The organism is Paenibacillus sp. PastF-3 (genome assembly GCF_029893135.1).
GTDB classification, from domain to species: domain Bacteria; phylum Bacillota; class Bacilli; order Paenibacillales; family Paenibacillaceae; genus Paenibacillus_AQ; species Paenibacillus_AQ nitricinens.
On record NZ_JARXWM010000007.1, the window covers coordinates 190,300 to 215,318 of the forward strand.

Genomic DNA, 25,019 nt, shown 5'->3' on the forward strand with positions numbered 1-25,019 from the left:
TTAAACTTAGTATACAGTCGATTTGAAAGCGTAGTCAATAACTTTTAAATAAACTTAATTGATTTTTTTAAATCTTAGTTAACCTTTTAGTTCATTAAGACGAGATGAAAGCGATATATTATTTACTTCAGTTACCTTTCGTGTTACTTTATATAGAGATTAATAAACTTTACAGTATATGAAATTACTTTGAAAGAAGTGGATAAAATGCAATTGGAAATAGACAAGTCCTCTCTCGTTGTTTATGAAGCCTTGGCAAGTGAAGTACGAATAAAAATCATTCAGTTACTCTCCAAAAATAAGATGAACATCAAAGATTTGGCAGAAGAACTTAAAATAAGCAGTCCCATCGTAACAAAACATATTAAAAAGTTAGAAGATGCAGGCATCATAAAAACAGAAAAGGTTCCTGGTAAATCCGGAATGCAAAAAATTTCAATTCTTAGAGTCGATCATATTGAGATTAACTTCCCTAAGAAAATCTTTCATTCCTTTGCCTCCTATGAGACATCCGTGCCGATTGGTCATTATACGGACTATGATCTGAAGCCTACATGCGGACTTGCCACAGAGAAAGAGTTTATCGGCAGAGTAGACGAACCCAAGTATTTCATGGACTCTAAAAGAGTCGATGCAGAGATTCTATGGTTTACCCAAGGTTATGTTCAATACAACATTGCCAATTTCCTAAAAAAAGATGAAACCTTACAGCAATTTGAGATTAGCTTAGAGCTTTCTTCTGAATTCCCATTTGCCAATGACGTATGGCCTTCAGACATTACCTTTTCATTGAACGGCTTGGAACTAGGTACTTGGACAAGCCCTGGCGATTTTGCTGATGCAAGAGGTAAATTCACACCTGAGTGGTGGCCGCACAATATTAACCAGTATGGATTACTAAAAACGATTAGAATCACTAATCACAATGGAACTTACATTGACGGTGACCCCATGTCTTCCGTTTCGATAGAGGATTTAGATACGACCTGTGACCGATGGACTTTCCGGATCGAAGTGAAGGAAGATGCAAAACACGTCGGAGGCGCGACAATTTTCGGAAAAAAATTCGGAAATCATGATCAAGATATTATGTTCAAAATGTATTACCTTTAAAATCTTCTAGTATGCTTAAGAATCAAGGCTGGTTCTTTCATGGGGGCGAACAACTAATTAGTATTTATTCTTCCTTAGCCCCCCTATCTGTTCTGTGATATGAACCAGTTATCACTTTCCCCTATCCAGCTCTTTATCGCCCACATCTCCCACCTTCTTTTACTTTCCACAACTTCAGTAGTAATCTACAGTACTTTTCATACGCTATCCAAACCCAACTCCATTTTATTAATAAAAATATAAATAGATTCATTATTTCATAAATTTCTATTTGACTATATGCTAATATCATGCTTAAAATGAGATCAATATACAACGTTTTCCACGATATGGTTTGTATGAACATAAAACAAATCCATTTTGATTTGTGAAAAACGTTTTTTTAGTAGTTTTATTGTAAGCGTTTTACATTTTTCGTACCGCCGCAATCTCTAATCAATAGAATCGGAGGATCATGAATTTGAGGAAAACAACTCGTAAGCTAACCGCTTCACTTCTTGCACTCACGCTGCTAGTACCTGCACCATTCATTTCAGCAGCTTCTGCAAGCGATTCCAAAACAATCGCACTATCCACGCATCAACAGGCTGTCGATTATTCAGGCCACTGGGCAGAGAAAGATTTTCAATCCTGGGTGGATAAGGGCTTGATTTCAGGCTATGGAAATGGAATTTACAAACCGGATCAAGAGATCACCCGCGCGGAATGGGTTACATTGATCAATCGGGCCTTTAATTTGCAGGAAAAATCAGAAATTGCCTTCACGGATGTACTGGAGTCAGGCGCTTATTACAGCGATATCCAGAAAGCTTCGGCTGCAGGATATGTATCAGGATATAGCGATGGCACCTTCCGTCCAACACAGGTAGTAAGCCGTCAAGAAGCCGCGGTTATGCTGCACAGACTATTCCAGCTCAATTCTTCTGCAAATACCGCTGCACCAAAAGATGTTGAAGATTTACCCTCATGGAGCCAAGAAGCTGTAATATCTTTATTTGGTGAAGGTTATTTGAATGGTTATAGTGACGGCAGCTTTAAAGGCGCAAAAGCCGTAACAAGAGCGGAAGCACTGCGCATGATTGAGAAGTTGGCCGGGCAAATCACTTCTAAGAGCGGGAGTTATACGGGGATTACCACTCAGAATATGGTAATTAGTAGCCCGGGTGTTGAGTTGAACAACTCCACCATCTCCGGAAACCTGTACCTTACCGAAGGGATTGCAGAAGGCGATATCACGCTGAATAACGTCACTGTTAAAGGAACAATATTCGTATCCGGCGGCGGCGAAAATAGTATCGTGCTTAGTAACTCTAATGCAGGTGACATGGTTGTAGATAAGCGTAATGGGAGACTTCGCGTCGTTACTAAAGGAACGAGTGCCGTACCAAGCGTACGTGTACATTCCGGTGTAGCGCTTGAGGAAGATACTACTTTGACGGGAGCAGGCTTCGGTCGGGTCGTTATAGAGAATACGCTCCCGAACGATTCAATCATCAGGCTGAGAGGAAACTTTGATTCTGCTGAGGTACGGGCGTTAGGAGTGCCTACACTACATCTAGCTGCAGGCAATATTACTGAAGTTACATTGAACCAATTAGCCAAGCTGCGTGTAGATGCTGGTGCAGCAATCAAGAATCTTATCCTTGGCATAAACGAGATGATTACTATCCAAGGCACCGGTAAGATTAGCTTTGACAGTAAATACAGTAATCTAATCAAATTTGAAACACCTACTCCGACAGCTACGGCAACGTCTGGTTCTGGTGGTTCAGGTTCTGGTGGATCGGACGGCGGCGCTGTTGCTACACCTACTACTACTCCGGTTCCTACAGCTACAGTGACTCCTACTGCTACGCCGGGTCCGTCAGCAACGGCACCAGCACTCACCAATGTTTCTGTACATGATCCTTCAGTGGCTGTAGACAAAGGAACGTATTATGTGTTCGGGTCTCATATCGATGCTGCCAAAAGCGATGATCTGCTGAACTGGACTCGTTTCACAAATGGTTATACAACACCGGGCAACGTACTCTTTGGTGATCTTTCCGCGAATCTGGCAGAATCCTTTAAATGGGCTGGAGAGAACGATTCTGACAGTAAAGGCGGATTCTCCATATGGGCTCCAGACGTTTTCTGGAATGAGGATTATAAGAATGCGGACGGGACCACTGGTGCTTATATGATGTATTATAGCGCTTCTTCCACTTACATCCGCTCAGCGATCGGCTTTGCCACTTCGCAAAATATTGAAGGTCCTTATACCTATGGAAATACCGTAATTTATTCCGGCTTCACCAAGGAAGAAGATTACGATACTAACAGCAAAATTAATAAAAAATGGACAAACACAAATATTCAAAAGCTTATTAATAACGGAACATTAGAAGATGCCAATCCAGATTGGTTTGACGCAGGCGGTTCTTATAAGAACAAAACGTATACAAACGCAATTGACCCGACGTTATTCTACGATAAAGACGGCAAGCTGTGGATGACTTATGGATCATGGTCAGGCGGCATATTTATTCTAGAAATCGATCCAGCTTCCGGCGAGCCTAAATATCCGGGTAAAGATGGAACGACCGCTGATAGACGTCTAATCGACCGGTATTTCGGTACCCATATTTCTGGCGGTATGACCAAATCGGGCGAAGGTCCGTATATCGTTTACGACAAGAATACTGGTTACTACTTCTTATATGTAACTTATGGAGGACTTGCGTCCGACGGTGGTTACAATATGCGTCAGTTCCGTTCAACGAATCCGGATGGTCCTTATGTGGATGCTGCCGGACAAAGTGCAGTGCTGGCAACAAGCAATGACCATTCGGACGTTGGCAACAAAGTTCTTGGTAACTTCTTGTTCACGAACGTGAATAGTGACCCAGACTTTCAAACCTACGGCTATGTTGCTTCAGGCCATAATTCAGTGAATTATGATGAAGAGACAGGTAAAATATTCAACTTCTTCCACACTCGTTTCCCGCAGCGTGGTGAAACACATGAGCTTCGTGTGCATCAAATGTTCACCAACGAGGATGGATGGCCGCTCACTTCTCCTCATCGTTACACTGGTGAAACTATCGCTGCTGTTATGCAGGATGATGTTATTGGAGCTTATCAGTTCGTGAATCACGGGAAAGATACTTCTGCTAAAATTAAATCCACAACAGCTATCGAACTGCGAGGTGATGGAACTATTACAGGGTCCGTAACCGGTTCTTGGGCGCTAAAAGGAGAGTATTACGCCGACCTGCTCATCAATGAAACAGAAAACGGAGCTACTGTACAAAATCTCTACAAAGGTGTATTCGTAAAACAATGGGATTCCACTCGTCAGAGCAATGTTATGACTTTCACAGCCATGTCCAATAAGGGTGTTACCGTCTGGGGCAGCCAAATTGAACTGCTGAGCACAGATCAAATTGTATCCAATGTTAAAGATAGTTTAAGCCTAGGCAACACAAGTAAAGTGTACAAAGATCTTACGCTCCCAACTGAGGCCGTAAGTGGAACAGTCATTACGTGGTCATCTTCCAATGAAGCCGTAGTAGGAAACGATGGTTCAGTTGTTCGTCCTGAAAAAGGACTCGGCAACGCAACGATTGAACTTACTGCTACGATTGTGCTGGGTGAGTCTACTGCAACTAAGACCTTTACTATCGTTGTAATGGAACTGACTGGAAATATACTGGAAGACGGTTTGGTGGCAGCGTATGATTTTGAAGGAGATCTTTCAGAGAACGGAGATCGTACTGATAAGGGTACAATTACCGGCAATCGGATTAACAATACTGGTGGGAACATTACCTATGAGACTGGTGAAGTTGGTCTTGCAGCTAAATTCGACGGTAGCTCCGGTATTCGCCTACCAAATGGTTTGATTAAAGGCAACACCTACACAGTAGGCATGTGGCTTAACCCACAAGAATTGACTCCATTCACTACAGCCTTCTTTGGTGCTACAACTGATACGAATTGGATTAGTCTCTTGCCTTATGGAAACGGCGGAGCTACAACCCGGATGTGGTTTGGCAGTCAAACCTTCCATGATGCAGAAGCAGGCATGCAGATTCCAGTTAACCGATGGTCACATATAGCTTTCACTTACGATGCTGGGACTGTGAAGCTCTATGTAAACGGAGTATTGAAGTACACTGGAAAAGGATTTACGGATGTATTTGACAGCGCAGATGCAGTATTCTCCTTGGGCGTAAACTATTGGGATATCCCCTACAAAGGATTGATAGATGACCTGCGAATCTATGAAAGTGCACTCTCCGCAGAAGCGGTTGACTTGCTGGTAAACGGTCAGCCTGACAGCAATGTTAAAGTAAGTACGATAACCATCAGTGCTGCTGAAATGGATGTGGCTGTGGGGAATACCTTTACTCCTCAAGTAAATGTACTGCCTACCAATGCAGGAAATAAGAAACTCACTTGGAGTTCTAGTGATCCTAGCGCCGTTTCAATAGATGGTATAACCGGAACCATAACAGCACTAACGGTCGGTGGTGAAGCAGTAATTACTGCTACTGCGGCTGATGGTAGTGGTGTCTCAGCAGACTATAAGGTAAACGTTACGGATGGAAAAGTAGCCTATTATGCTTTTGACGGAAACCTTGATGACTCCCTCCAATTGGTCGGTACTGGCCAGGTTACGGGAATAAAAATCGAAGCTCCAACTGTAGGTAACATTACTTACGGTAGAGGTATCATTAATCAAGCAGCAGTATTTGACGGTGTTTCCGGAATCCGGTTACCTGATGGATTAATTGACAGCAATACCTATACTGTATCTATGTGGTTAAACCCTGAGCAACTTACTGATGCAACAACAACCTTCTTCGGTGCTGCTTCGATAAACAGCTGGATTAGCTTCGTTCCTCAGAACGGCGGAGGTAAAACACTCCTATGGTCTGGCGAGGCCTGGTATGATGCTGTTTCCGCTATGAAGATTCCAGAGAATAAATGGACGCATGTAGCATTTACGGTCAACAACGGTACCGTGAAGGTATACCTCGACGGAGTTGAGCAATTCTCCGGTGAGGGCTTCCCGAATGTGTTTAAGAACAAGAATGGTGTATTCGCACTTGGCGTAAACTATTGGGACGTACCTTATAAGGGAATGATTGATGAACTGAAGATTTACAGCAGAGCACTCAAATCAGACGAAATACTGACCGAATATAACTCAAATGTAAATTAAGAGAATCATCATTTGGAAAGAGAGCGGAGCCTCAGGCTCCGTTCTTTTTATCTTAAATCACGCGATTAAAGTGAATGAGCATCCAGAAAGTTTCTCACCTTCGTATTGTAAAACAAGCATTTAAATAATATAATCATTAACTATACGTCTTGAACTAAATTGGAGGCCATCTATGAAACTTGACCTGTCGGAAGAATCCCTTCCCGTCTACGAAGCTTTAGCCAGTTCAGTTCGTCTGCACCTGCTGCGCTTGCTTGCCGAGAACCCAATGAATGTCAAGGAATTGGCCGCAGCAGTAAATTTGAGCAGCGCCATTATGACAATGCATGTGCGTAAGCTGGAAGCTGCAGGACTTATCCAGACACATATGGCACCTGGACGAAGTGGTCTGCAAAAGATCTGTACGCTGGCTGCTGAAAGTGCCGAGATAACCTTTCCAGGCAGACAAATTAATGAGCGCAAAAGCTACCGCAAGGAGATTCCTGTTGGACATTATTCCGACTTCATGATCGAGCCTACCTGCGGTCTCGCCACTACAGAGCAAGTGATTGGCAGCTTTGATGATCCCCGTTATTTCTGGGATCTCGAGCGTATGAATGCTGGTATTCTCTGGTTCGGCAAAGGATATATCGAATATAAAATTCCTAACTTCCTTCTCTCCAGTCAACAGCCCGAGGAGCTAATCATTACGATGGAGATTGCCTCCGAAGCACCTTCCATTAATAATAATTGGCCCTCCGACATCACCTTCACACTAAACGGAGTGCAGCTTGGATTCTGGACAAGTCCGGGTGACTACGGAGATCGACGCGGTAAATACACGCCAGCTTGGTGGCCAGCACTCACGAATCAATACGGCCTTCTTAAGCAGCTGCGCATTACATCTAAAGGCACGTTTATGGACGGCTTGAAATTGTCCGACGTTACGCTGGATCAAGTGAACATCCGCAACAAGCAATGGACTTTCAAGCTTTCCGTCGATGAAGAGGCCGAGCATATTGGCGGCATTACTCTTTTTGGCAAAGGCTTCGGCAACTATAATGATGATCTAATCGTTGAGCTGTTCTACACAGATACTTAAGAAGAAACGACGTTGTCGTCTTTTAAAGACGATACCCGTTTCTGAAAAATATAAGATCTAAACTATAGCGTGAAACTTATACTTTCTTATATTTCATGAATAAAGCCGCATTCATCTCCCGTTGGAGAGTCGAATGCGGCTCTTATTTTACCTTATTTCATGTTCAATGAAGGGTCCCCATAATCCGCCACCAGGCAGCGGACAGCTACGTTCCTTAAGCTTAGCTACAACGGGAATAATGCAGCCACAAGCGACGCAAGTCACATTCTCATGCAGCTTAGGACAAGTCCCGCAAAGAGAAATCCGTTCAGCATAAACCTTATCTGGAACACAAAGCTCTGTCTTAAACATGGATGATGACAGGATACGCTTTATCTGTGCTTCGGTAACCTTATAATCGTCGCGACACCCCTTGCATGCAGATGTTGTTGACATGATAACACCACCTTATGCCTTCGGCGTAATCTCCAGCACTGTTACTGACATTGGAGCCAGCTCTACATTAAGAAGATCACCTTCAAGTGTAAAGGCTGTAAAAGCTTGCGGTACAACAGCATCCGGCTGGTTAAATGTATTATGAGCATCTATCTTGTTACCTGTGAGCGTAGTACCTGTCACTTCAACCTTCTGCCCGGAAAGGCCACGTAGCTCAAGGGGTACCGTAGCTGAAGCAGCGTGATTCAAGTTGCAAAGACTGACATGAATGATCCCAGCGTCTGTGACGGAAGCTGAAGCAGATACTTCAGGAATCTCGCGGCCCTCAAAGCTGTAAGTCCCACTATCGATTGTTAAATCCAACAACACAGCATCCTGATGGACTTTGAACATATTAAATACATGATAGGTAGGCGTTAGCAGCATTTTTTCGCCTTCGGTTAAAATCACCGCTTGAAGCACATTAATGGTCTGCGCAATATTTGCCATCCGTACCCGGTCACTGTGTTTATGGAAAATATTCAGGGTCACGCCAGCTACAAGGGCATCCCGAATCGAATTTTGTTGATATAGGAATCCCGGGTTCGTGCCTGGCTCAACATCGTACCAAGTTCCCCACTCGTCAACGATAAGGCCTACTCTTTTATCTGGGTCATATTTATCCATAATAACGCCATGTTTAGTAATCAGCTCATCCATACGAAGGGCCTTCTCTAAAGTGCTAAACCACTCACTAGTTTCAAAGCCTGTTGCTGCCCCTTTATCCTCCCAAGCTGGACCAGGAATCGTATAATAATGAAGAGTAATCGAGTCCATAAAGCGCGTAGCTTCACGCATCAGAACTTCCATCCAGTGATAATCATCCACGTTAGGACCACAAGCGATCCGGTGAATACGATTGTCCCCATAATTACGTACATACGTCTGATATTGGCGATAAAGATCTGCATAATATTCCGGACGCATATTCCCGCCACAGCCCCAGTTCTCATTGCCGACGCCAAAATAAGTCACGGCCCAAGGCTCTTGATGGCCGTTCTGCTGGCGAAGCTCAGACATCGGGGAGACACCGCCAAAGGTTAAATACTCTACCCATTCGGACATCTCTTGAACCGTACCACTGCCCACATTACCATTGATATAAGGTTCACATTCCAGCATCTCACATAATTCCATAAATTCATGTGTACCAAAATGGTTGTTCTCAACCGTGCCGCCCCAATGCGTATTGATCATACGTTTACGAACTTCGCGATCGCCAATACCATCTTTCCAATGATATTCATCTGCAAAACATCCACCCGGCCAGCGAAGCACTGGAATCTGAATTTCTTTAAGCGCTTTCACAACATCATTACGTATACCTTTAGTGTTAGGAATCGGTGAATCTTCTCCGACCCAAATGCCTTCATAAATACAACGTCCTAGATGCTCAGAGAAGTGTCCATAAATATTTTTGTTTATCGTACCTTTGCGAATGTCTGTGTTAAGGATTGCGCGATCTGCCATGAATAAACTCCGCCCTTCAACATTTATATTTTTATTAACTAATTAATAATTATACAAACATTATAGAGCGGTCCTCAGCGATCCGTCAATCTCCAATTTGAATAAACATTATTCTTTATCAATAGGTTTCCTTATCCCGTCTTCATAGTAGTCAAAAACAAGCTGCTGCTGCGTTCCTCTTACCCCGTAAAATACGTCGGAGATCCTTTTCCCCTTCCGTCTTAATTCGTTCTCCAGCCATTCTTTGGTCAGTCCATTATTCTCAAGATTCTCTTCCATAAGAACGCCATCCATAATTAACTCAACGGGAAAGCTCTGAGGAACCGAAAGAAGCTTCAAATCTTTTCGAGTAACATATTGATACTCTTGTTTCTTTAAGACGGATACCATTCCGTTATCTTCTAATACGGCATACTCTACTACCTCTAGATTAAAAATTTCTTTTTCCCTCAGCGCCTGATCCAAGGAGTCTAAAGAATACCTTACTTTTTTCATATTCCCTTCAAGAATTTTCCCGTTTTCGATAAGTACCGTAGGTGATCCTGAGATCCAGCTTCTCATTCTACGATTCTTTAAAGCGAGAACAGAAAATAAAAAAGACACGGCTACAACGACTAGAAGGGCCACGATCATATACGAAGATTTCAGATCTTTATTAAATGCTAAATTCGATGCAATCGATCCTAAAATAATTCCTGTCACGAAATCGTGGAACGTCAGATTAGAAATAGTCTGTTTGCCCAATATTTTAGCGGTCAATAAGAGCATGATCATAGCAACAACAGCCCGCAGCACTATATCCATATATTCTTGCATCTCTAATGCTCCCTTCCTATTCAATCCTCCATTATTCACAAACCGAGTAGAAATGAAACCTCAACGAAAGCTTTGTCCATCCAAACCGGCAGATTTCTCTAAACGCCAAAAGGGCTTTGGAATGGTTCTACTGAACCTTCCCAAAGCCCTGGCTTCAATTCTTAATTTTCAGTCTTAATTGCTAAAAGATTGTGTAGAACCATTGCACTCTCAGCTCGAGTTGCTGAGCCTCCCGGAGCAAATTGCTGGTCACTTCGTCCCTGGATAAGTCCAAGGGCTTGGGCAGCGCTGATCGATTCACGGGCCCATGAGGCAGCCGCACGCAAGTCACCGAATTGGATTACAGGCTTCGGCTCCACCTTTCTCCCGCTGACATATTCGTACGCTCGCATCACCATGACCGCCATTTCTTGGCGGGAAATAAGAGCTTCTGGGGCGAAGCGAGTCTCACTCACCCCATGGACTATCCCCGCCTCTACAGCCCGCGCCACTTCCCCCGCATACCACTGATCCGCAGATACATCCGCAAATGCTGTAGATCCTTTCGCTTCAAGTCCTAGCAAGCGGACCAGCATAGCTGTAAATTCGGCACGGGTCACTGATCGGTTCGGCTCGAAATTCCGAGGTCCGACGCCTTGAATCAGATGTTTGGCCGACAGCTCTTTTACAACCGCCGCCACCCAATGTCCAGAAGGAATATCGTCATACGATTTGTTATATTCCAGCACGGCATATGTGCCTAAGTGTTCGGTGTGCAGAGCCACCTTGCCCTTCAGCCAGGAACCACCACCCGCATACTCCATATTTCCGGACTCCGGAAAATAATAGCCGCCGAGCAAATTCCTTTTTGCCTCAGGGTAAATGTTAAGCTCCAATGTAACGGGCTCAACAAATGGGTGAAGTATGCTTCGTGTACCGTCACCAGCGACAATATACAGGTTAAAGAGAAGGAACTCCCCTGCCTGGTTCAATGCTGCACCAGATTGCCGCTCCGCGTTAGCTAGTATTCTCTGCTTCGCTCCCCCATTTACCTCGGAAGCCTCCAGAAGGATTTGGCTATCGGCCAATTGCTCCGCAGGAACCAAAGCCTGCAATTGTTGAAGCACCGCTGCCGGAAGGGTCACATTGAAGTTAGAAGCCTCTACCCGAAGCGGCTTCTGGTTCAGCATGTCTGCTGCCATCCCCGGCAATACTAGCATTCTCAATTTACCCTTGTAGACAATTGCTGCCGAAAGATCGTTCAACGAGGCTGCATTTAGTTGCAGTCGTCCCGCCGTTTCCTCCGGTACGGAAGGTACTTGTGGTTGCGGACTCGAAACAGTTGAAGTATTGTCTTCCGTTTGTAGAATCTGAAGCGTCAGACTGCTCTGCTGTCCTCCGTAACTTGCAGTAATCACAGTCATGCCCGGATCGAGTGCTTGTAGCTGCCCTGTTGCCGTTACTGTGGCTACCTTCCTGTTACTGCTCTCGTAGATCACACCCTCGGTTACCGTATGGCGGCTATCATCACTATATACTGCTGTTGTGACCACCGTACCACTCTGCCCTGTTTCCAAGGATGTCGGACCGCTTAACGAAATGGAGAGAAGCTCCGGCGGCTGTTCATACACCTTTAATGAATAGGAAGCGGTCATGCTGTCATAAACGGATGAAATAACCGAAACACCCGGGCCTTTTGCTTCAATATGGCCATCTTTGCCTATACTTGCGACGTTAGTATCGCTGCTCTCATAGATTATGCCTTCGGTTACTATATAACGGCTGCCATCGCTGTATACAACCGAAGTAACCGCCGTTCCGGTCTCCCCGACAGTCAGGATTGCCGGACCGCTGATTGCCGTTGAGACTCTTTCTGTAGGCTCCATGACCGTCACCTGAAGCTGCCGGAACGGCTCTACATTGCCAGCCTTATCCACCGAACGATAATCAATGCTGAAGGTTCCGGGGTTCTCAATATATACGCTCTGAGTAACCGCATTCCATGCACCTCCGTTGAGCCGGTATTCCGTCCGCTTGACTCCCCAGCCAACAGCCCCCCCATTGGATTGGTCGGTAACATCAAAAGTGATATTGACTTTGCCCTTAAATGCGCCCCCTTCTCCTGCTTCTCCAAGTACAGTCGCCTTCGTGACTGGAGGTGTTGTATCTTTCGGCAGAATCTCCAGATTCGCAGCATATTTGCCATTCTCGTTCTTGCGGCTTCTTATATCTGTGGCGAGATTATAGCCTACCTGCCTGAACGCCAAGCTTATCACCGGATCGGAAGGGAACTCTTTACCAACCCATGAGGTGATATCGAACTGCCGCCACTGCTCCGGTCCGGAAAAAGTCTGCAGCGCGGCTTGAGTACCGATTGTTGGAGCATTATTGTAATTTATCGTTGCCTCTGTCCAAGAATCATCTTGGACTCCAAATACACCAATATCGGACAAAGTGCCTGCCCCGTCATTTGTCTTTCCGAACACATTCAGCTTCACAGAACCGACTTCGCCGACAAATGAACTCAGATCGAATTTCAGATAAGCTCTTCTGTCTGTGTCTCCGCTGCCATTTCTGATTTGCAAGTAATTGACCGAACCATAATTGACTGCAGCTTTCGATCCTCCATTGACATACGCATCTTCAGAAACATACAGCTTCGTTATTGCCGCTTCATCTGGTTCCGAAGCAGAGGGCTCGGAAGGCTCGGCATTCGGATCAATTCTGAACTTGACTACATGGCTTTTCCCTTTAGATCCGCTCGTATGGATAGCGAGTTCGATCCTCGGCGAGCTCTGCAGTACCGTCACGGTTGGATCTTTCATCAGCTCTTCCAGCGCGGTTCTGCCGACATCCACATTCACCACGGTTTGAGACTGTGTCGGGTCCGAAATGGCTATCGTCAGTTCATCTCCAGACTCCTTGACGATAATGGAAGCTGGCTGATTGGCACGCACGGATTCGATCATTCCCGGAACCCAGAAGTTCATAGCCGTAAGTCCCAGCTTCTGTTCCTTGACGGCTTGAACACTATCCGTGTTGGCTATAATTTCGATGTCAGGACTACTGCTGTAGCGCGCTGTCGCCGTTTCATCCTGATTCGGCAGCAGCACATACGAATACGATTGATTCACCGGATTCGTTCCCTGAGCAATCGACAGGCTGGCATAATTTCTCGTAATCGGCTCCGTGGATCCCCCTTGATTAATATCCTTCCATGCGCCAGTCCGAGACTCTCGCTGACCGTCTATCATTGGGGCATCAGGGAAATAATAACCGATCCCTGAACCAGGAACATTGCCTTCAAGATGTGCCCAATGCACCTGATTCATTGACTCAGACCAGCCCAGCGCGGATGGTTTAACCTCTCCGTTGACCGTAAGTACATTATCTCCGCTCGCCTTGAGCTTACGGTTATCTACGATGGTCTCCACCTTGCGGTTATCCGTGCTTGTAATGCCTGCACCAAGCGCTACGATTTCATCATCGAACATGAACCAGGACTTTTTACCGGACAATGTGCTGTTATCCGGATCCAGATCCATGCCGGCCGCTCCGTAAAGACCGTCTATGGATGATCCTCCCACCCATGTTTTAGATGTGGTCTTGCCTGCACCGCGCGTTGCCCCATCCGATGTAACCCCAGGCAGACGGTAAGCGTTCACGGTTGGCCAGAATGCATCTGCATATTGATCCAGATCCTGGTTATACAGATAGGTCATGCCTTCACCTGTATACCAGCCCTTCAGGTTCTCTGTGCCAGCTTCATAGTTGGCGATTCGGGCGGATGACATGCTGATCCCAAAGGCATATCCAGGCCGATGGTGGACAATCCGGTCCATAGCCGCGAACTGCTTATGCACGGTAAGGTCTCCTGATGGCTGCACCTCAGGATCATTCATAAGACTCTGAAGCAGAACAACATCAGCTACTCGTAGACCCTCGTAATAACTTTCTACTACCGTATCGGCTTCAAACCAATACTTTACCATCGATTTAAATCGGGCCGCTTGCTCCGGTGGCGCGGAAGAGGCCAGCCGCAGAATATGTGACCAAGGCACGAGCTCCCTGTTGCCCCGAGCTATCGATCTGCCGAACACCATATCCATCATTAATTTTCTGTAGACAAGAGGTTCATAAGAATCCGTTACCCAGTTGTATACATTCTTCATATTGGCATCCGTCAGCGGCCAGGAGGACCCTGTCAGCAGAGTCATCATTTTCATCATATCGCCAAGCAATACAGCCCCATAACTGCCGGTATAAGCAATATTATTATGCTGGATAAAGGAGCCGTCCTCATAAAAGCCGTCTCCGCGGGTCACATAGGGCAATACCTGGCTAACCGCATCCCGTCCTTGTTTGATCTTTGCGCTGTCACGATTATGAATGCCCCTCAGGACCACCGCCAGTGCTTTATCCAGCCGATTCGCACCGGTTTCCATCAACGAGGGCTGATTGGTCCGTTTGGTTGGGTCCGGACAGAACTTATCAATGGCTTTGGTATATTTATTAATCTGATCGGCTGACAAATACTCGAACATCAAGGCCATTGTATCTCCCAATGCAAGCGGAATACCGATCTCCCATTCGAACCAATTGCCTTTCTCCAGTTTGGTTTCGTTATACCAATTCACATATAGGAAATCTAAACCGTCCAGAATATCTGATTTCAGCTGCTTGTTCTCGTATAATGGTGAGCCAGTTGTCGAAAAGGCAATAGCCATATCCTTCAACCGATTATAAGAGGCGGCCGTATCAAAAGCATCCGCTGTGCTGCCCGGCTTATCACTCCATAAATAAGTACGGTTCATTTGCTTGTTCATCGTATCCCAGAATCCAGTTTGCTCCTGATTGCTAATCTTATCTGATAAAATCTTTATGGACTTGGCAATGTCCGGATGATTCGGGTTGAAGGATTGCCCTCCGGTCAAATACTCTACCCATCTTCCACGAAGCTCATCATATTCGTCTTTTGGAGCCTCTCCTTCAGTAATCTTAAATTTCAATACATGCGTTGCCCCTATGGAGTTCGTCACATCTACCGTAATCAATGTATTGCCCGAAGCTTGCACCACTTCCGTCTTGCTGTCTTTGCTGAGCAGTGTCAATCCCGGTATATCCAGTTCCAGGGACAATTGATTTTGTGACTGTGTAGGATCAGACACCGAAACTACAAGCTCCTGATCGATCTGCCGAATCATCACGGAAGCCGGATTGCGCGCCTTGATGAAATCTACCGTTCCTGGATTCCAGAAATTAGCGGCGGTTATGCCCAGCTTCTTCTCTCTGACCGCATGCACATCCTCTGTATTGCGCAGCACTTCGATATCCGGGTTGCCACTGTAACCCTCAGTACCTGAAATGTCACGATTAGGCAACAGAACATAACTGTATGAGTCATTCGTAGGCGTATCCCCATGCTCAACTGCCAGGCTTAAATAGTTGCGCGTAATGGGAGCATCGGATTGAGAAGCATTAATCTCTTTCCAACTGCCAGTTCTGGACTCGCGTTGCGCCAGAATACTTGGAGCTTCAGGGAAATAGTAGCCAATGTCGGAACCTGGCACATTCCCCTTCAGATGGGCCCATTGAACATTCTTCAATGTCTCTGACCATCCCGTCTGTGACGGTTCTACAGCTCCGTTGATTACAAGTTTGTTGTTTCCCACTTCGTTCAGCATCCGGTTATCGATAATCGTCTCAACAGACTGCGGGCCGGCAGTTGTTTTGGAAATTCCCGAACCAAGCGCCACAATCTCGTCATCGAACATGAACCAGGATTTCTTGCCCTGCAAATCGCTGCCGGTCACTTGCGAGAGTGAGAAATCCATACCGGCTGCACCGTAAAGGCCTTCCAGCGACGATCCACCCACCCAGGTTTTGGGATTCATGTAGCTTTTCCATTCCACAGGTACCATCCCTTGCCCAGATCCATCCGTTGTCGTGCCAGGCAAGCGGTAGGAATTGACGGTAGGCCAGAAGTCATTGCGGTATTGAGCCAGATCCTGATCATATAAATAGGTCATCCCAATCCCCGTATACCAACCTTTCAGGTTCTCGTTGTTCCCTTTCTCAAACGCCGAGATGCGATTCGAGAACAGACTCAAGCCGAAGCCGTAACCTTCTCGCAGATGAACTACCCGATCCATGCCGGCGAATACCTGATTCTTAATAAGAGCTCCTCTTGGATGGATCTTCCCGTCATTCATCAGCTTTTTTACAATCGTTATATCGGCAAGCGACAACCCTTCATAATAATTGCCGGATGCCATATTCGCTGAGATCCATTCTTTTGAGGCTTGCTTAATGGATACTGCAATATTGTCCGGAGCAGTTTCAGCCATCTGCAGCAGGGTGACAATTAACCCCCTTGCGCTGCCGCTCCCTTTTCTAGAAATACCTCTACCATTTACCGAATCCATAAATTGACCGTTGTAGATCACCGGCTCGTAAGTCTGAGCCACCCATTCGTAAATGTTCAGAACATTCGGGTCCGTTATTGGCCATGGAGAATCGGTCAGCAGATAAGACATATCAGCCGTCCCTTTGAGCCAGACCGAACCATAACCTCCCGTATAGGCAATATTATTATGCTGAACGAGCGAACCATCCTTATATACACCATCTCCATGGGTTGTGTACACATACTCGGAGCCAATGGAATCACGGCCCTGAATGATCTTCGCGCTGTTGTTGCCAATCACGCCTCTTACCGTGACCACAAGCGCTTTATCCAGCAGGTTTGCTCCCGTCATCTTTGTGCCTTTGACGCCAAGCACCGACCCTACTCTGGGATCCGGGCAGAAGGCATCAATAGCCGCAAGATACTGATTGATTTGCTGCGGCGTCAGATGGTCATACATGAGCACCATAAGATCATTTACAACCTGCGGCGTGCCGATCTCCCAGTCCCACCAGTTCCCATAAGCACTTTTTCCCGGATTATAACGGTTGGTGTACATCCAATTGATTGCGCTTACAATATCATTGGCCAAAACGCTGCTGCCATAAAGCTCCGAGCCCTCCACAGAATAGGCCAATGCCATAGTCTTCAAGCGATTGTAAGCGCTTGTAATAAACTGTGAATCTGTAGTGCTCGCGGTATCACTCCACAAGGAGGTGCGGCCGGAGGATTTGTTCATACTCTCCCAAAATGCAGCAGCCGTCACAGCCTGAGCATTTATACTGGCAGCGATATCAGGATCATGCCCATCGTATTGGCCACCACTTAATCGGTCATACCATTTCAGCCTCAGTTTTTTATAGGCCTGTATCGTGTCAGGAGCTTCAACAGTAACCAGACATTCGGCTGCGAGGCTACCATCCGGCGTGGCAATCTTGATGGTCGAAGATCCGATCCCCGTACCCGTTACATTACCAAATGCATCCACAGTCGCAGCTTCTGGATTGCTTGAAGTCCACACTACCGTTTTATCCACCGCCGTTAATGGAGATAATGTCGGCAGAAGTGCAACGGTGTCCCCTTTGACCATAGAGAAGGCCGTCCGGTCCAGTGCAATCCCCGTAAGACCCGTATATTCCTCCAATAGGATATCATCTATCCAAAGCTTTCCTTTTCCAGTCTCCAAAAAAGGCTCGATGACAAGCTTCGTCGCATTAGCCGGCATAGTTAAAAGTACTTGCTGCATACTCCAGTCCTGTGTGCCTGTTATTTTGGGAGAAGAAGGTCCATCTCCCACTTTGGCAGTATTGTAATACTGTGTTCTAAAGTAGGCTCCCTGCCCAGTGACGTTGTCCGTCTTTAGCCAGACTTTAAGTCTGTAGGATTTACCGGGGATAACCGAAGTTACCCCCTGATTGATGGAAATCCTGCTTGTGGCAAAGGCATCAAACAGCATGGACCGGGTTCCTTCATGCGCAGTGCCAGCGTCTATCTTGATATTCGCTGTTTTATTCGTGCCTTTCCCGCTACCTGTAGGGACCCATAAGCTCCAGCCCACCGGAGCAGCGTCTGTAACCCCTGTCCAGGTGGAGTCCAGGGTTGTCGTTGTATTCTCAAAGCTTCCGTTAAGCATGAGATTTGATGCAGCCGCTGAGGCTTTACCATCAGCGTTGTAATGAATTCCTACGCATGAAGAAAAAAGATCAACCATGAGAACTAACACTAAAACCAGACTTGATTTCCGCATTTGTTCACCCCAATCTTTGAATTGTTTAAAGCTAAAAATATCTACACATTATCTTCCTGTACAAAATTCAGCACGGCATCGTCGACGGCCGAAGTTTTTCCCAGATCAGGGCAATTCACAAGCTCAACTTCGCATGTCTCCGCACAGCCGTGCAGTTCAAAAAGAACCAGTTCATTACGACCTTTGCGCAGCAATGGACCGGGGATATATAGCGCCCTTTGCGGTCCTGCGTTCCAGTAGCGGCCCAGATTAAACCCGTTAATCCAGGCAACCCCTTTGTTCCATCCATCGAATCTTAGAAAGGTATCCCCTATTTCCTCCGCCTCGAAGCTGCCCCGGTAAAATCCAGGTAGATCCGAAGGTGTCGTAGCTTCCTGCTGCTCCACCGGATGTTCCTTATACACAAGTAAATCTAGCGATCCAGATTCCAGTGGCAGTGTACGGATCGTCCAGTTATATTGAAGCTGGTTATCGATTCTAACCCCATCTAAGATCCCTTTAGGATCACGAATGAGCGGCCCATAATTGATCCGCCCCATATTCTCGACGAGAATATCCAGCTGCGCTCCCCCGGCAGGAATGGAAAGTTCAAGTGGCTGCGGATTCCAGCGTTCAATTACCCCAAGTACCTGTCCATCCAGGAAGACCTGCGCCCGATCACGCACGCCCTCGATGTAAAGCTTCTGCCTGGACCGTGGTCCCTGCACATAAGTGCTGTACAATATAAAACCATAAGATTGTCCTAGCTTTTCCATCGGCTGCACACACACACTATTCACCGGCTCGGATAACTTTGCCAAATTGGAAGTCAGTTCCGCTCTTTCCATCAAGGCAACTTTCCCGTAGGAAATCTTCGGAATCGGCTCAGGGAGCGGACAAGTCGGTGCAAATCCATGTTTGCCCAGTACCGACCGAACAGCTTCAAATTTCGCTGTCATATCTCCCCATTCCGTGAGCGGGGCATCATAATCATAGCTTGTAGTCGTCGGCTCGTAGGCGACGATATGATTCGCCCCATTAAAGAAGCCAAAATTGGTCCCTCCGTGGAACATGTACATATTGAGTGAGGAGCCGTGCGTCAGGATATCATCCAGAACGCCAGCTACATCTTCAGCATCGCGCACATGATGATCCTCCATCCAATGATCGAACCAGCCATTCCAATATTCCATCACCATCAGCGGCTCTTCAGATCGGTATTCCCGGTATTTGCGGAAGGATTCCTCTGCACAGGAGCCAAAATTGACTGTAGCATGCACATCTTCCAGTGTTCCGCCGAGCAACATTTCATCGGTTGGTCCGTCGGAGGTAAAGAGCAACACATCGACCCCTCTGCTGAGGAGTCCATTACGCATATATCTCAGGTAACTACTGTCATTGCCATAGCTGCCATATTCATTCTCTACCTGGACGGCCAGAATCGGCCCGCCATGTGTGGAGAGCAGAGGAACCAGCCGAGGAATCAGCTCATCGTAATACCTGTCCACTTTGCTTAAATAAAGAGGATCACAACAGCGAAGCTGAAGTTCACTGTAAGCCAGCAGCCAGGCCGGCAGACCTCCGAACTCCCATTCCGCACAGATGAATGGACTTGGTCTGACAATTACATGGAGCCCAAGCTCTCCGGCCAGTTCAATAAAAGAGACCACATCGGCCATGCCATCAAATACGAACTCCCCTTCTTTAGGTTCATGCATATTCCAGGCGATGTAGGTCTCCACGGTATTGAATCCGCAGGCTTTCAATTTCAGCAGCCGGTCTTTCCAGTATTCAGGCACAACCCGAAAATAATGAATGGCTCCCGATACGATCCGGTAAGGCTGTCCGTCCAGCAAATAGTGTCCATCGTTCCAAGTGAGTAGGCTCATACTCTACAACCTCCTTTTTCAACATCTATTCTATCGTTTCTCCACAGTGATAAACGGCAAGCCGTCTGATCTCGGCACTTGCGGAAGCTTCCATCACCCGCAGCCGTATTTTTTCTGCATATACTGGAGGGAAAGCGTCAATTTTCTTATGGCCAATCGCGCTACCGCGCTTTAACTCCAGCCACTCCCCATTGCTGTACGCTTCCAGTACATAGCTTTCCACCCGCTCTCCGTAAGCAATGTCCTCCATCATCTCGGCATGGTCAATCACAGCAGCCGCAGGCAGTTCCAGCTCAATAAGCTCTCCAGTGCCTGTCGTTACCGCCAGAGCCTCGCCGAATCTATGCTTAATCTCCTTACCGAATTCCAGCAGACGCTGCACATCGGCCTCCGGAAACAGCCCGCGGTTGTCAGGCGCCACATTGAGCAGCAAAGTCGCCCCATGCCCAACCGAACGATAATAAATGTCCATTAGCTGTTCTAGGGACAGCAGCAAATGCTCTTCCTCAGGATGCCAGAACCAACGGTCTTTACGGATAGGCACATCGCATTCCGCAGGCACCCACTTCGGTGTTCCGGGCAGCCAGTTTAGCGAAGCTTCACTGAACATGCTCCCCCTTGCGGTATTCGCAGTGTTCCAGCATGGATAAGGAGCAACCCCCTCCTCATTGCCAACCCAGCGAATCGTTGGTGCTCCCATATTAAACACCATAGCGCTTGGCTGATGGAGCTTAATCAGCTCCATAATCCGCCGCCAATCATAATTGCGTCCCTCTGATCCTGCACCGTCGAACCAAATCTCCGTAAGCGGACCATATCCCGTAAGTAATTCCTGCAATTGCAGGGCATAGAAATCATCGTACGCTTGCGGATCCGCATAACATGGCTCATGTCTGTCCCATGGAGACAAATAAATGCCAAAGCCGACCCCAAGTTCCCGGCAAGCTTCTGCGCACTCCTTAACGATATCGCCGCGTCCTTTTTTCCATGGACTGGAAGCCACAGAATAGGTGCTTGTCGCAGTCGGCCACAGGCAGAAGCCGTCATGATGCTTAGCCGTCAGTATAAAATAACGGAATCCAGCTTCTTTGGCTGTACTAACCCATTGGCGGGCATCCAGCTCAAGCGGATTAAAAACGGCAGGTGAATCGCCGCCTTCTCCCCACTCCTGATCGCAAAATGTATTGATACCAAAATGGCAGAACATCCCCAGCTCCAGGTCTTGCCAAGCCATCTGCTCTCTGGAAGGCAACGCTGCTTGCTCTTCGGACTTGTTCTTTGAAGAAATACTTTCCATCATTTTTATACTCTCCCATATATTTGTGTAGCCCAATGTATAAATAAGGCTTTGGAAAGCCGGTTGATGACCTTCCAAAGCCCCGTCCCCAACTTGGGATACCTCGCTTATTGCCTATTTATTTGATGACGCCTTTTTCATTGATGATTTTCGTTGCTTCATCAACCATCCATTGCTGCACTTTATCCACTGATTCATTGCCGAGCATAAATCTGCTGAACCCGTCATCGATAACTTTGGTCAACTCGGAAGTCGCCGTCGTCATCACCTGCGCACCGTCGAGGAACTGAATTCCGCTATCGAAGAGTGTATATTTGAGTGAATCCATATCATACATATCTTCTTTTCCAGCAACTAATTTAGTCAGTAGAGCCTCATTGTCAGCTTTTTTATAGCCGGAGAATTCCAGTCTGTTATCACTAACAGCCGTTGACATGAATCTCATCAGTTTAAAGGAAGCTTCTTTGTTCTTCGAAGTTGCACCCATCGCCAGCATGTTGCCGCTGGTGAAGTATTTGCCTTCATATTCTTTCGGTTCCGATCCTGCCGGAGGTACCGGAACCGGAGCAAAAGCTGTCTTAAATCCATGTGGGTACTGCTCTGTATTACCTGGGTCAGCAATCGTCCAGTTCCCTGCCAGAATCATAGCAGCTTCTTCATTGAAGAATTCAGTCCGGTAGTTGAGCTTTGCAGCAAGAGCATCCGCATAAGATTTTGCAGACTTATCAACCGACTCCATGTCTTTACGTAGCTGGAAGAAATATTTATAGGTTGGATCCGCGAAAATGGTTGTTCCATCATCATATACGAACGGATCTTTCATCATCGTTTGGGCTGGAGCATTCATGTATAGCTCCCAAGTGTGAAAGTATGTGCCGTAACGTTTGTCCACACCTTCGCCTTTAGTCAATTTTTTAGCATAGTCGCGGTAGTCATCCCATGTCCAGCCAAAAGTAGGGACAGGCAACCCCGCTTCATCCAGCGCGTCCTTGTTCAGCATCACATAGTTGCTGCTCTTAGTGTATTGCATCCCATAATATTTGCTATCGACCTTAGCGTTTACATAATATTCATCCTCAGGAACGAGGTTATCCTTCTCATAGAATTCATTCAGCGGGGCAAGCGCTCCCCGAGTCGCCCGTTCAAGCACACCGCCAAGGCTTGGTACCTGCACAACGTCAATCGCTTCGCCGGAAGAAATCAGGAAGTCAAGTTTCTTCAGCATTTCTACGGAATCCCCAGGAACGAGTGTCACATGCTCTACCTTGATGTCCGGGTTCTGATCCATAAATTCCTTCAGCATACCATCGGTTCCTGCCGACTGCGCTTCATTGTCCCAGTTGTAATACTTGATGGCGACCTGCTTGTCCGCCTTAGCATTCCCTGCATTTGCACTTGCGTCAGCACTGCCATTCTCGGCCGTATTGCCGGAATTACCACAAGCGCTTAGCGTTAAGGAAACCGCTAGCATGGAGCCTAATACAACGGATAATCCTTTTTTGCTCTTTGTTTTCATTTTATTTCCCCCCGCACTGAATTTTAAGTATAGTGCCTTGTTCATTTCTTATTATAGGCACCTGCTATACAGGCCAAGTGCACAATTTTGCTGTTGTAGGATTACATTTTTGACTTTTCCCCATCTTTTGGTGCAGCTGCTTGATCAGCCCTTTACACCACCTAAGGAAATCCCGTTAATGACTTGCTTCTGTAAGGCAATGAACACAATGACCAGAGGGATGATCGCAGACACCGCTGCCGTCATCATAATCGCATAGTTGTTCGAATAATCGTCCCGGAACAGTGTCATACCGAGTGGGATAGTGTACAAATTCTTATTTAGTAAGAAGATCAGCGGATTCTGGTAATCATTCCAGGTCCAGATAAATTTGATGATCGCCACCGTAGCGAGCACCGGCTTGCAGAGCGGAATAATGATAGACCAGAATATCCGTAAATGGCCTGCACCGTCAATTCGCGCCGCTTCAATATATTCGTCGCTGACACCAATCATAAATTGCCGCAGCAGGAACGTGAAGTAGATGGAGAACATACTCATTAATATGATTGCAGCATGAGTATCATAAAGACCGAACCAGCGAATCAGCAGAAAGCGCGGAATCAGTGTGGCCTGGTCAGGTATAATCATGAACGACAGCAGCGCCAGAAATACCATATTTCGTCCTTTAAACTTGATTTTGGTCAAGGCGTACGCCGACATAGATGATATGATAAGTGTAATTAAGGTTGTAATAATCGCAACTTTAAAGGAATTTAAATAGAAATGAGAAAAAGGTACTCGTCCCATCCAAACCATCTTGAAATTATACGCTACATTGATCTTCTCGGGAATCCATTGGATCGGGAAGCGCATAACATCTTTCTCATATTTAAAGGCTGCGGAAATCATCCAGATCAGAGGAATAAGAAATACAATGGACAAAGCCCCCATGATGCAGGTAGTGATCACTCTGGACATATTTTTTCTAATCAGTTGCATGTTAATCTCCCCCCTTTATTCTTCATTTCTCATTTTCCAAGTAGCTGCGGTGATCAAGCCTATGACGGCGAATAGCAGCCAGGAAATTGCAGAAGCATAGCCCATGTTGTAGTATTTGAACCCTTCCTCATAGATCCTGAACACAAGCACGGTAGAAGAATTGTTCGGGCCGCCTTCGGTCAAAAAGGCGATGATGTCGAACACCTTAAACGAGCCGATCAGCATGGTTATAAGTAAGAAGAACGTGGTTGGACGCAGCATCGGAACCGTGATAGCAAAGAATTTTTTCAGTGCGCTGGCTCCGTCTATTTCTGCAGCCTCGTAGATTTCATCGGAAATATTCGTCAAGCCGGCCATATAGATAATAATGGTGTAACCCAGACTCGCCCAAGAACTGATAATGGCAATCGATAACAGCGAGGTCTTTGGATCCACCAGCCATTTTGGAGGGCTGGAAATTCCAAGCTCCATCAAGAACTGATTAATCGGTCCAAGGGATGGATGGAACAATGCGCTCCATACAGCGGCAATTGCAATAATCGAAGAAATATAAGGGATAAAGAAGGCAACTTTGAAATAATTTTTAAGAAATACACTATTTTGAATCAATGCCGCCAGCACCAAAGCAATCGCAATCGGTATCGGCACGGTCATAATCATATAAATAGCATTGTTCTTCAAAGCTTGAATGATGCTCGGATCATGGAACATTTTGATATAGTTATCCAATCCGATAAACTCGATCCCTTGAACCCCCGACAATAGATCCCATTTCGAGAAGCTTAAATAAAGTGAGAATCCAAGTGCAAATACATTAAGAAAAAGCATTCCGACAATTTCCGGAGCTAGAAACAGCCACCCGGTCAAAGCCTCTTTCCGCTGCGGAGTCCAGAACTTCCGCTTCTCCTGCAGAATTTTTGGCACAGGTTGTTTTGCAGCCTCCACGTTGTATCACCTCGACAATTTGATTTGTCATTATAGTAATATATCTGCCTTCCGCATGAAGGAGTGATTATGACCCGAGATGTGCAAGATTTTGACCTTTGTCCGCTGACAATAAAA

General features: G+C 46.3%; 12 protein-coding genes. 3 read left to right on the forward strand and 9 right to left on the reverse strand.

The features are described 5' to 3' along the window. The first annotated feature begins 207 nt into the window (after positions 1 to 207). The 3 genes from M2444_RS16005 (at position 208) to M2444_RS16015 (ending at position 7,403) form a co-directional block, all read left to right on the forward strand. The gene (locus tag M2444_RS16005) at positions 208 to 1,113 is read left to right on the forward strand and encodes an ArsR/SmtB family transcription factor (RefSeq protein WP_042186035.1); all 906 of its coding nucleotides are present in this window, start codon (positions 208 to 210) and stop codon (positions 1,111 to 1,113) included. A gap of 460 nt (positions 1,114 to 1,573) precedes the next feature. Beyond that, positions 1,574 to 6,322 (forward strand): LamG-like jellyroll fold domain-containing protein, encoded by a 4,749-nt coding sequence (locus M2444_RS16010; protein ID WP_280787445.1) that lies wholly within the window; start codon positions 1,574 to 1,576, stop codon positions 6,320 to 6,322. Between the two features lie 172 nt (positions 6,323 to 6,494). Then, entirely contained in the window at positions 6,495 to 7,403 is a 909-nt protein-coding gene (locus tag M2444_RS16015) for an ArsR/SmtB family transcription factor (protein WP_280787446.1), read from the forward strand. Positions 7,404 to 7,550: 147 nt separating this feature from the next. On the opposite strand, the gene M2444_RS16020 is transcribed toward M2444_RS16015, so the two are convergent. The 9 genes from M2444_RS16020 to M2444_RS16060 form a co-directional block, all read right to left on the reverse strand. Further along, on the reverse strand, positions 7,551 to 7,838 hold the full coding sequence (locus M2444_RS16020) for a hypothetical protein (RefSeq protein ID WP_094871611.1): 288 nt from the start codon (positions 7,836 to 7,838) through the stop codon (positions 7,551 to 7,553). 12 nt (positions 7,839 to 7,850) lie between these two features. Continuing rightward, positions 7,851 to 9,347, reverse strand: coding sequence for an alpha-N-arabinofuranosidase (locus tag M2444_RS16025; protein WP_280787447.1), 1,497 nt, complete (start codon positions 9,345 to 9,347; stop codon positions 7,851 to 7,853). Between the two features lie 108 nt (positions 9,348 to 9,455). Beyond that, positions 9,456 to 10,163, reverse strand: coding sequence for a DUF421 domain-containing protein (locus M2444_RS16030; protein ID WP_094871608.1), 708 nt, complete (start codon positions 10,161 to 10,163; stop codon positions 9,456 to 9,458). A gap of 161 nt (positions 10,164 to 10,324) precedes the next feature. Further along, on the reverse strand, positions 10,325 to 18,295 hold the full coding sequence (locus M2444_RS16035) for a polysaccharide lyase family 8 super-sandwich domain-containing protein (protein ID WP_280787448.1): 7,971 nt from the start codon (positions 18,293 to 18,295) through the stop codon (positions 10,325 to 10,327). Between the two features lie 41 nt (positions 18,296 to 18,336). Beyond that, on the reverse strand, positions 18,337 to 20,163 hold the full coding sequence (locus tag M2444_RS16040; RefSeq protein ID WP_280787449.1) for a glycoside hydrolase family 35 protein: 1,827 nt from the start codon (positions 20,161 to 20,163) through the stop codon (positions 18,337 to 18,339). Between the two features lie 25 nt (positions 20,164 to 20,188). Continuing rightward, positions 20,189 to 21,463: an alpha-L-fucosidase gene (locus M2444_RS16045; RefSeq protein ID WP_256990498.1), complete on the reverse strand. Its 1,275-nt coding sequence runs from the start codon at positions 21,461 to 21,463 to the stop codon at positions 20,189 to 20,191. A gap of 115 nt (positions 21,464 to 21,578) precedes the next feature. After that, the gene (locus M2444_RS16050) at positions 21,579 to 22,976 is read right to left on the reverse strand and encodes an ABC transporter substrate-binding protein (RefSeq protein WP_094876853.1); all 1,398 of its coding nucleotides are present in this window, start codon (positions 22,974 to 22,976) and stop codon (positions 21,579 to 21,581) included. A gap of 144 nt (positions 22,977 to 23,120) precedes the next feature. Next, on the reverse strand, positions 23,121 to 23,957 hold the full coding sequence (locus tag M2444_RS16055; protein ID WP_042186014.1) for a carbohydrate ABC transporter permease: 837 nt from the start codon (positions 23,955 to 23,957) through the stop codon (positions 23,121 to 23,123). A 15-nt stretch (positions 23,958 to 23,972) separates the two neighbouring features. Further along, the gene (locus M2444_RS16060; RefSeq protein WP_042125419.1) at positions 23,973 to 24,902 is read right to left on the reverse strand and encodes a carbohydrate ABC transporter permease; all 930 of its coding nucleotides are present in this window, start codon (positions 24,900 to 24,902) and stop codon (positions 23,973 to 23,975) included. Between the last annotated feature and the right edge of the window lie 117 nt (positions 24,903 to 25,019).

What these genes read in the sequence shown, in the direction of transcription:
- M2444_RS16015 (WP_280787446.1), top strand. Translation starts at nt 6,495, where the DNA reads ATGAAACTTGACCTGTCGGAAGAATCCCTTCCCGTCTACGAAGCTTTA.
- M2444_RS16050 (WP_094876853.1), bottom strand. Translation starts at nt 22,976, where the DNA reads ATGAAAACAAAGAGCAAAAAAGGATTATCCGTTGTATTAGGCTCCATG.
- M2444_RS16045 (WP_256990498.1), bottom strand. Translation starts at nt 21,463, where the DNA reads ATGATGGAAAGTATTTCTTCAAAGAACAAGTCCGAAGAGCAAGCAGCG.
- M2444_RS16005 (WP_042186035.1), top strand. Translation starts at nt 208, where the DNA reads ATGCAATTGGAAATAGACAAGTCCTCTCTCGTTGTTTATGAAGCCTTG.
- M2444_RS16040 (WP_280787449.1), bottom strand. Translation starts at nt 20,163, where the DNA reads ATGAGCCTACTCACTTGGAACGATGGACACTATTTGCTGGACGGACAG.
- M2444_RS16025 (WP_280787447.1), bottom strand. Translation starts at nt 9,347, where the DNA reads ATGGCAGATCGCGCAATCCTTAACACAGACATTCGCAAAGGTACGATA.
- M2444_RS16020 (WP_094871611.1), bottom strand. Translation starts at nt 7,838, where the DNA reads ATGTCAACAACATCTGCATGCAAGGGGTGTCGCGACGATTATAAGGTT.
- M2444_RS16055 (WP_042186014.1), bottom strand. Translation starts at nt 23,957, where the DNA reads ATGCAACTGATTAGAAAAAATATGTCCAGAGTGATCACTACCTGCATC.
- M2444_RS16035 (WP_280787448.1), bottom strand. Translation starts at nt 18,295, where the DNA reads ATGCGGAAATCAAGTCTGGTTTTAGTGTTAGTTCTCATGGTTGATCTT.
- M2444_RS16030 (WP_094871608.1), bottom strand. Translation starts at nt 10,163, where the DNA reads ATGCAAGAATATATGGATATAGTGCTGCGGGCTGTTGTTGCTATGATC.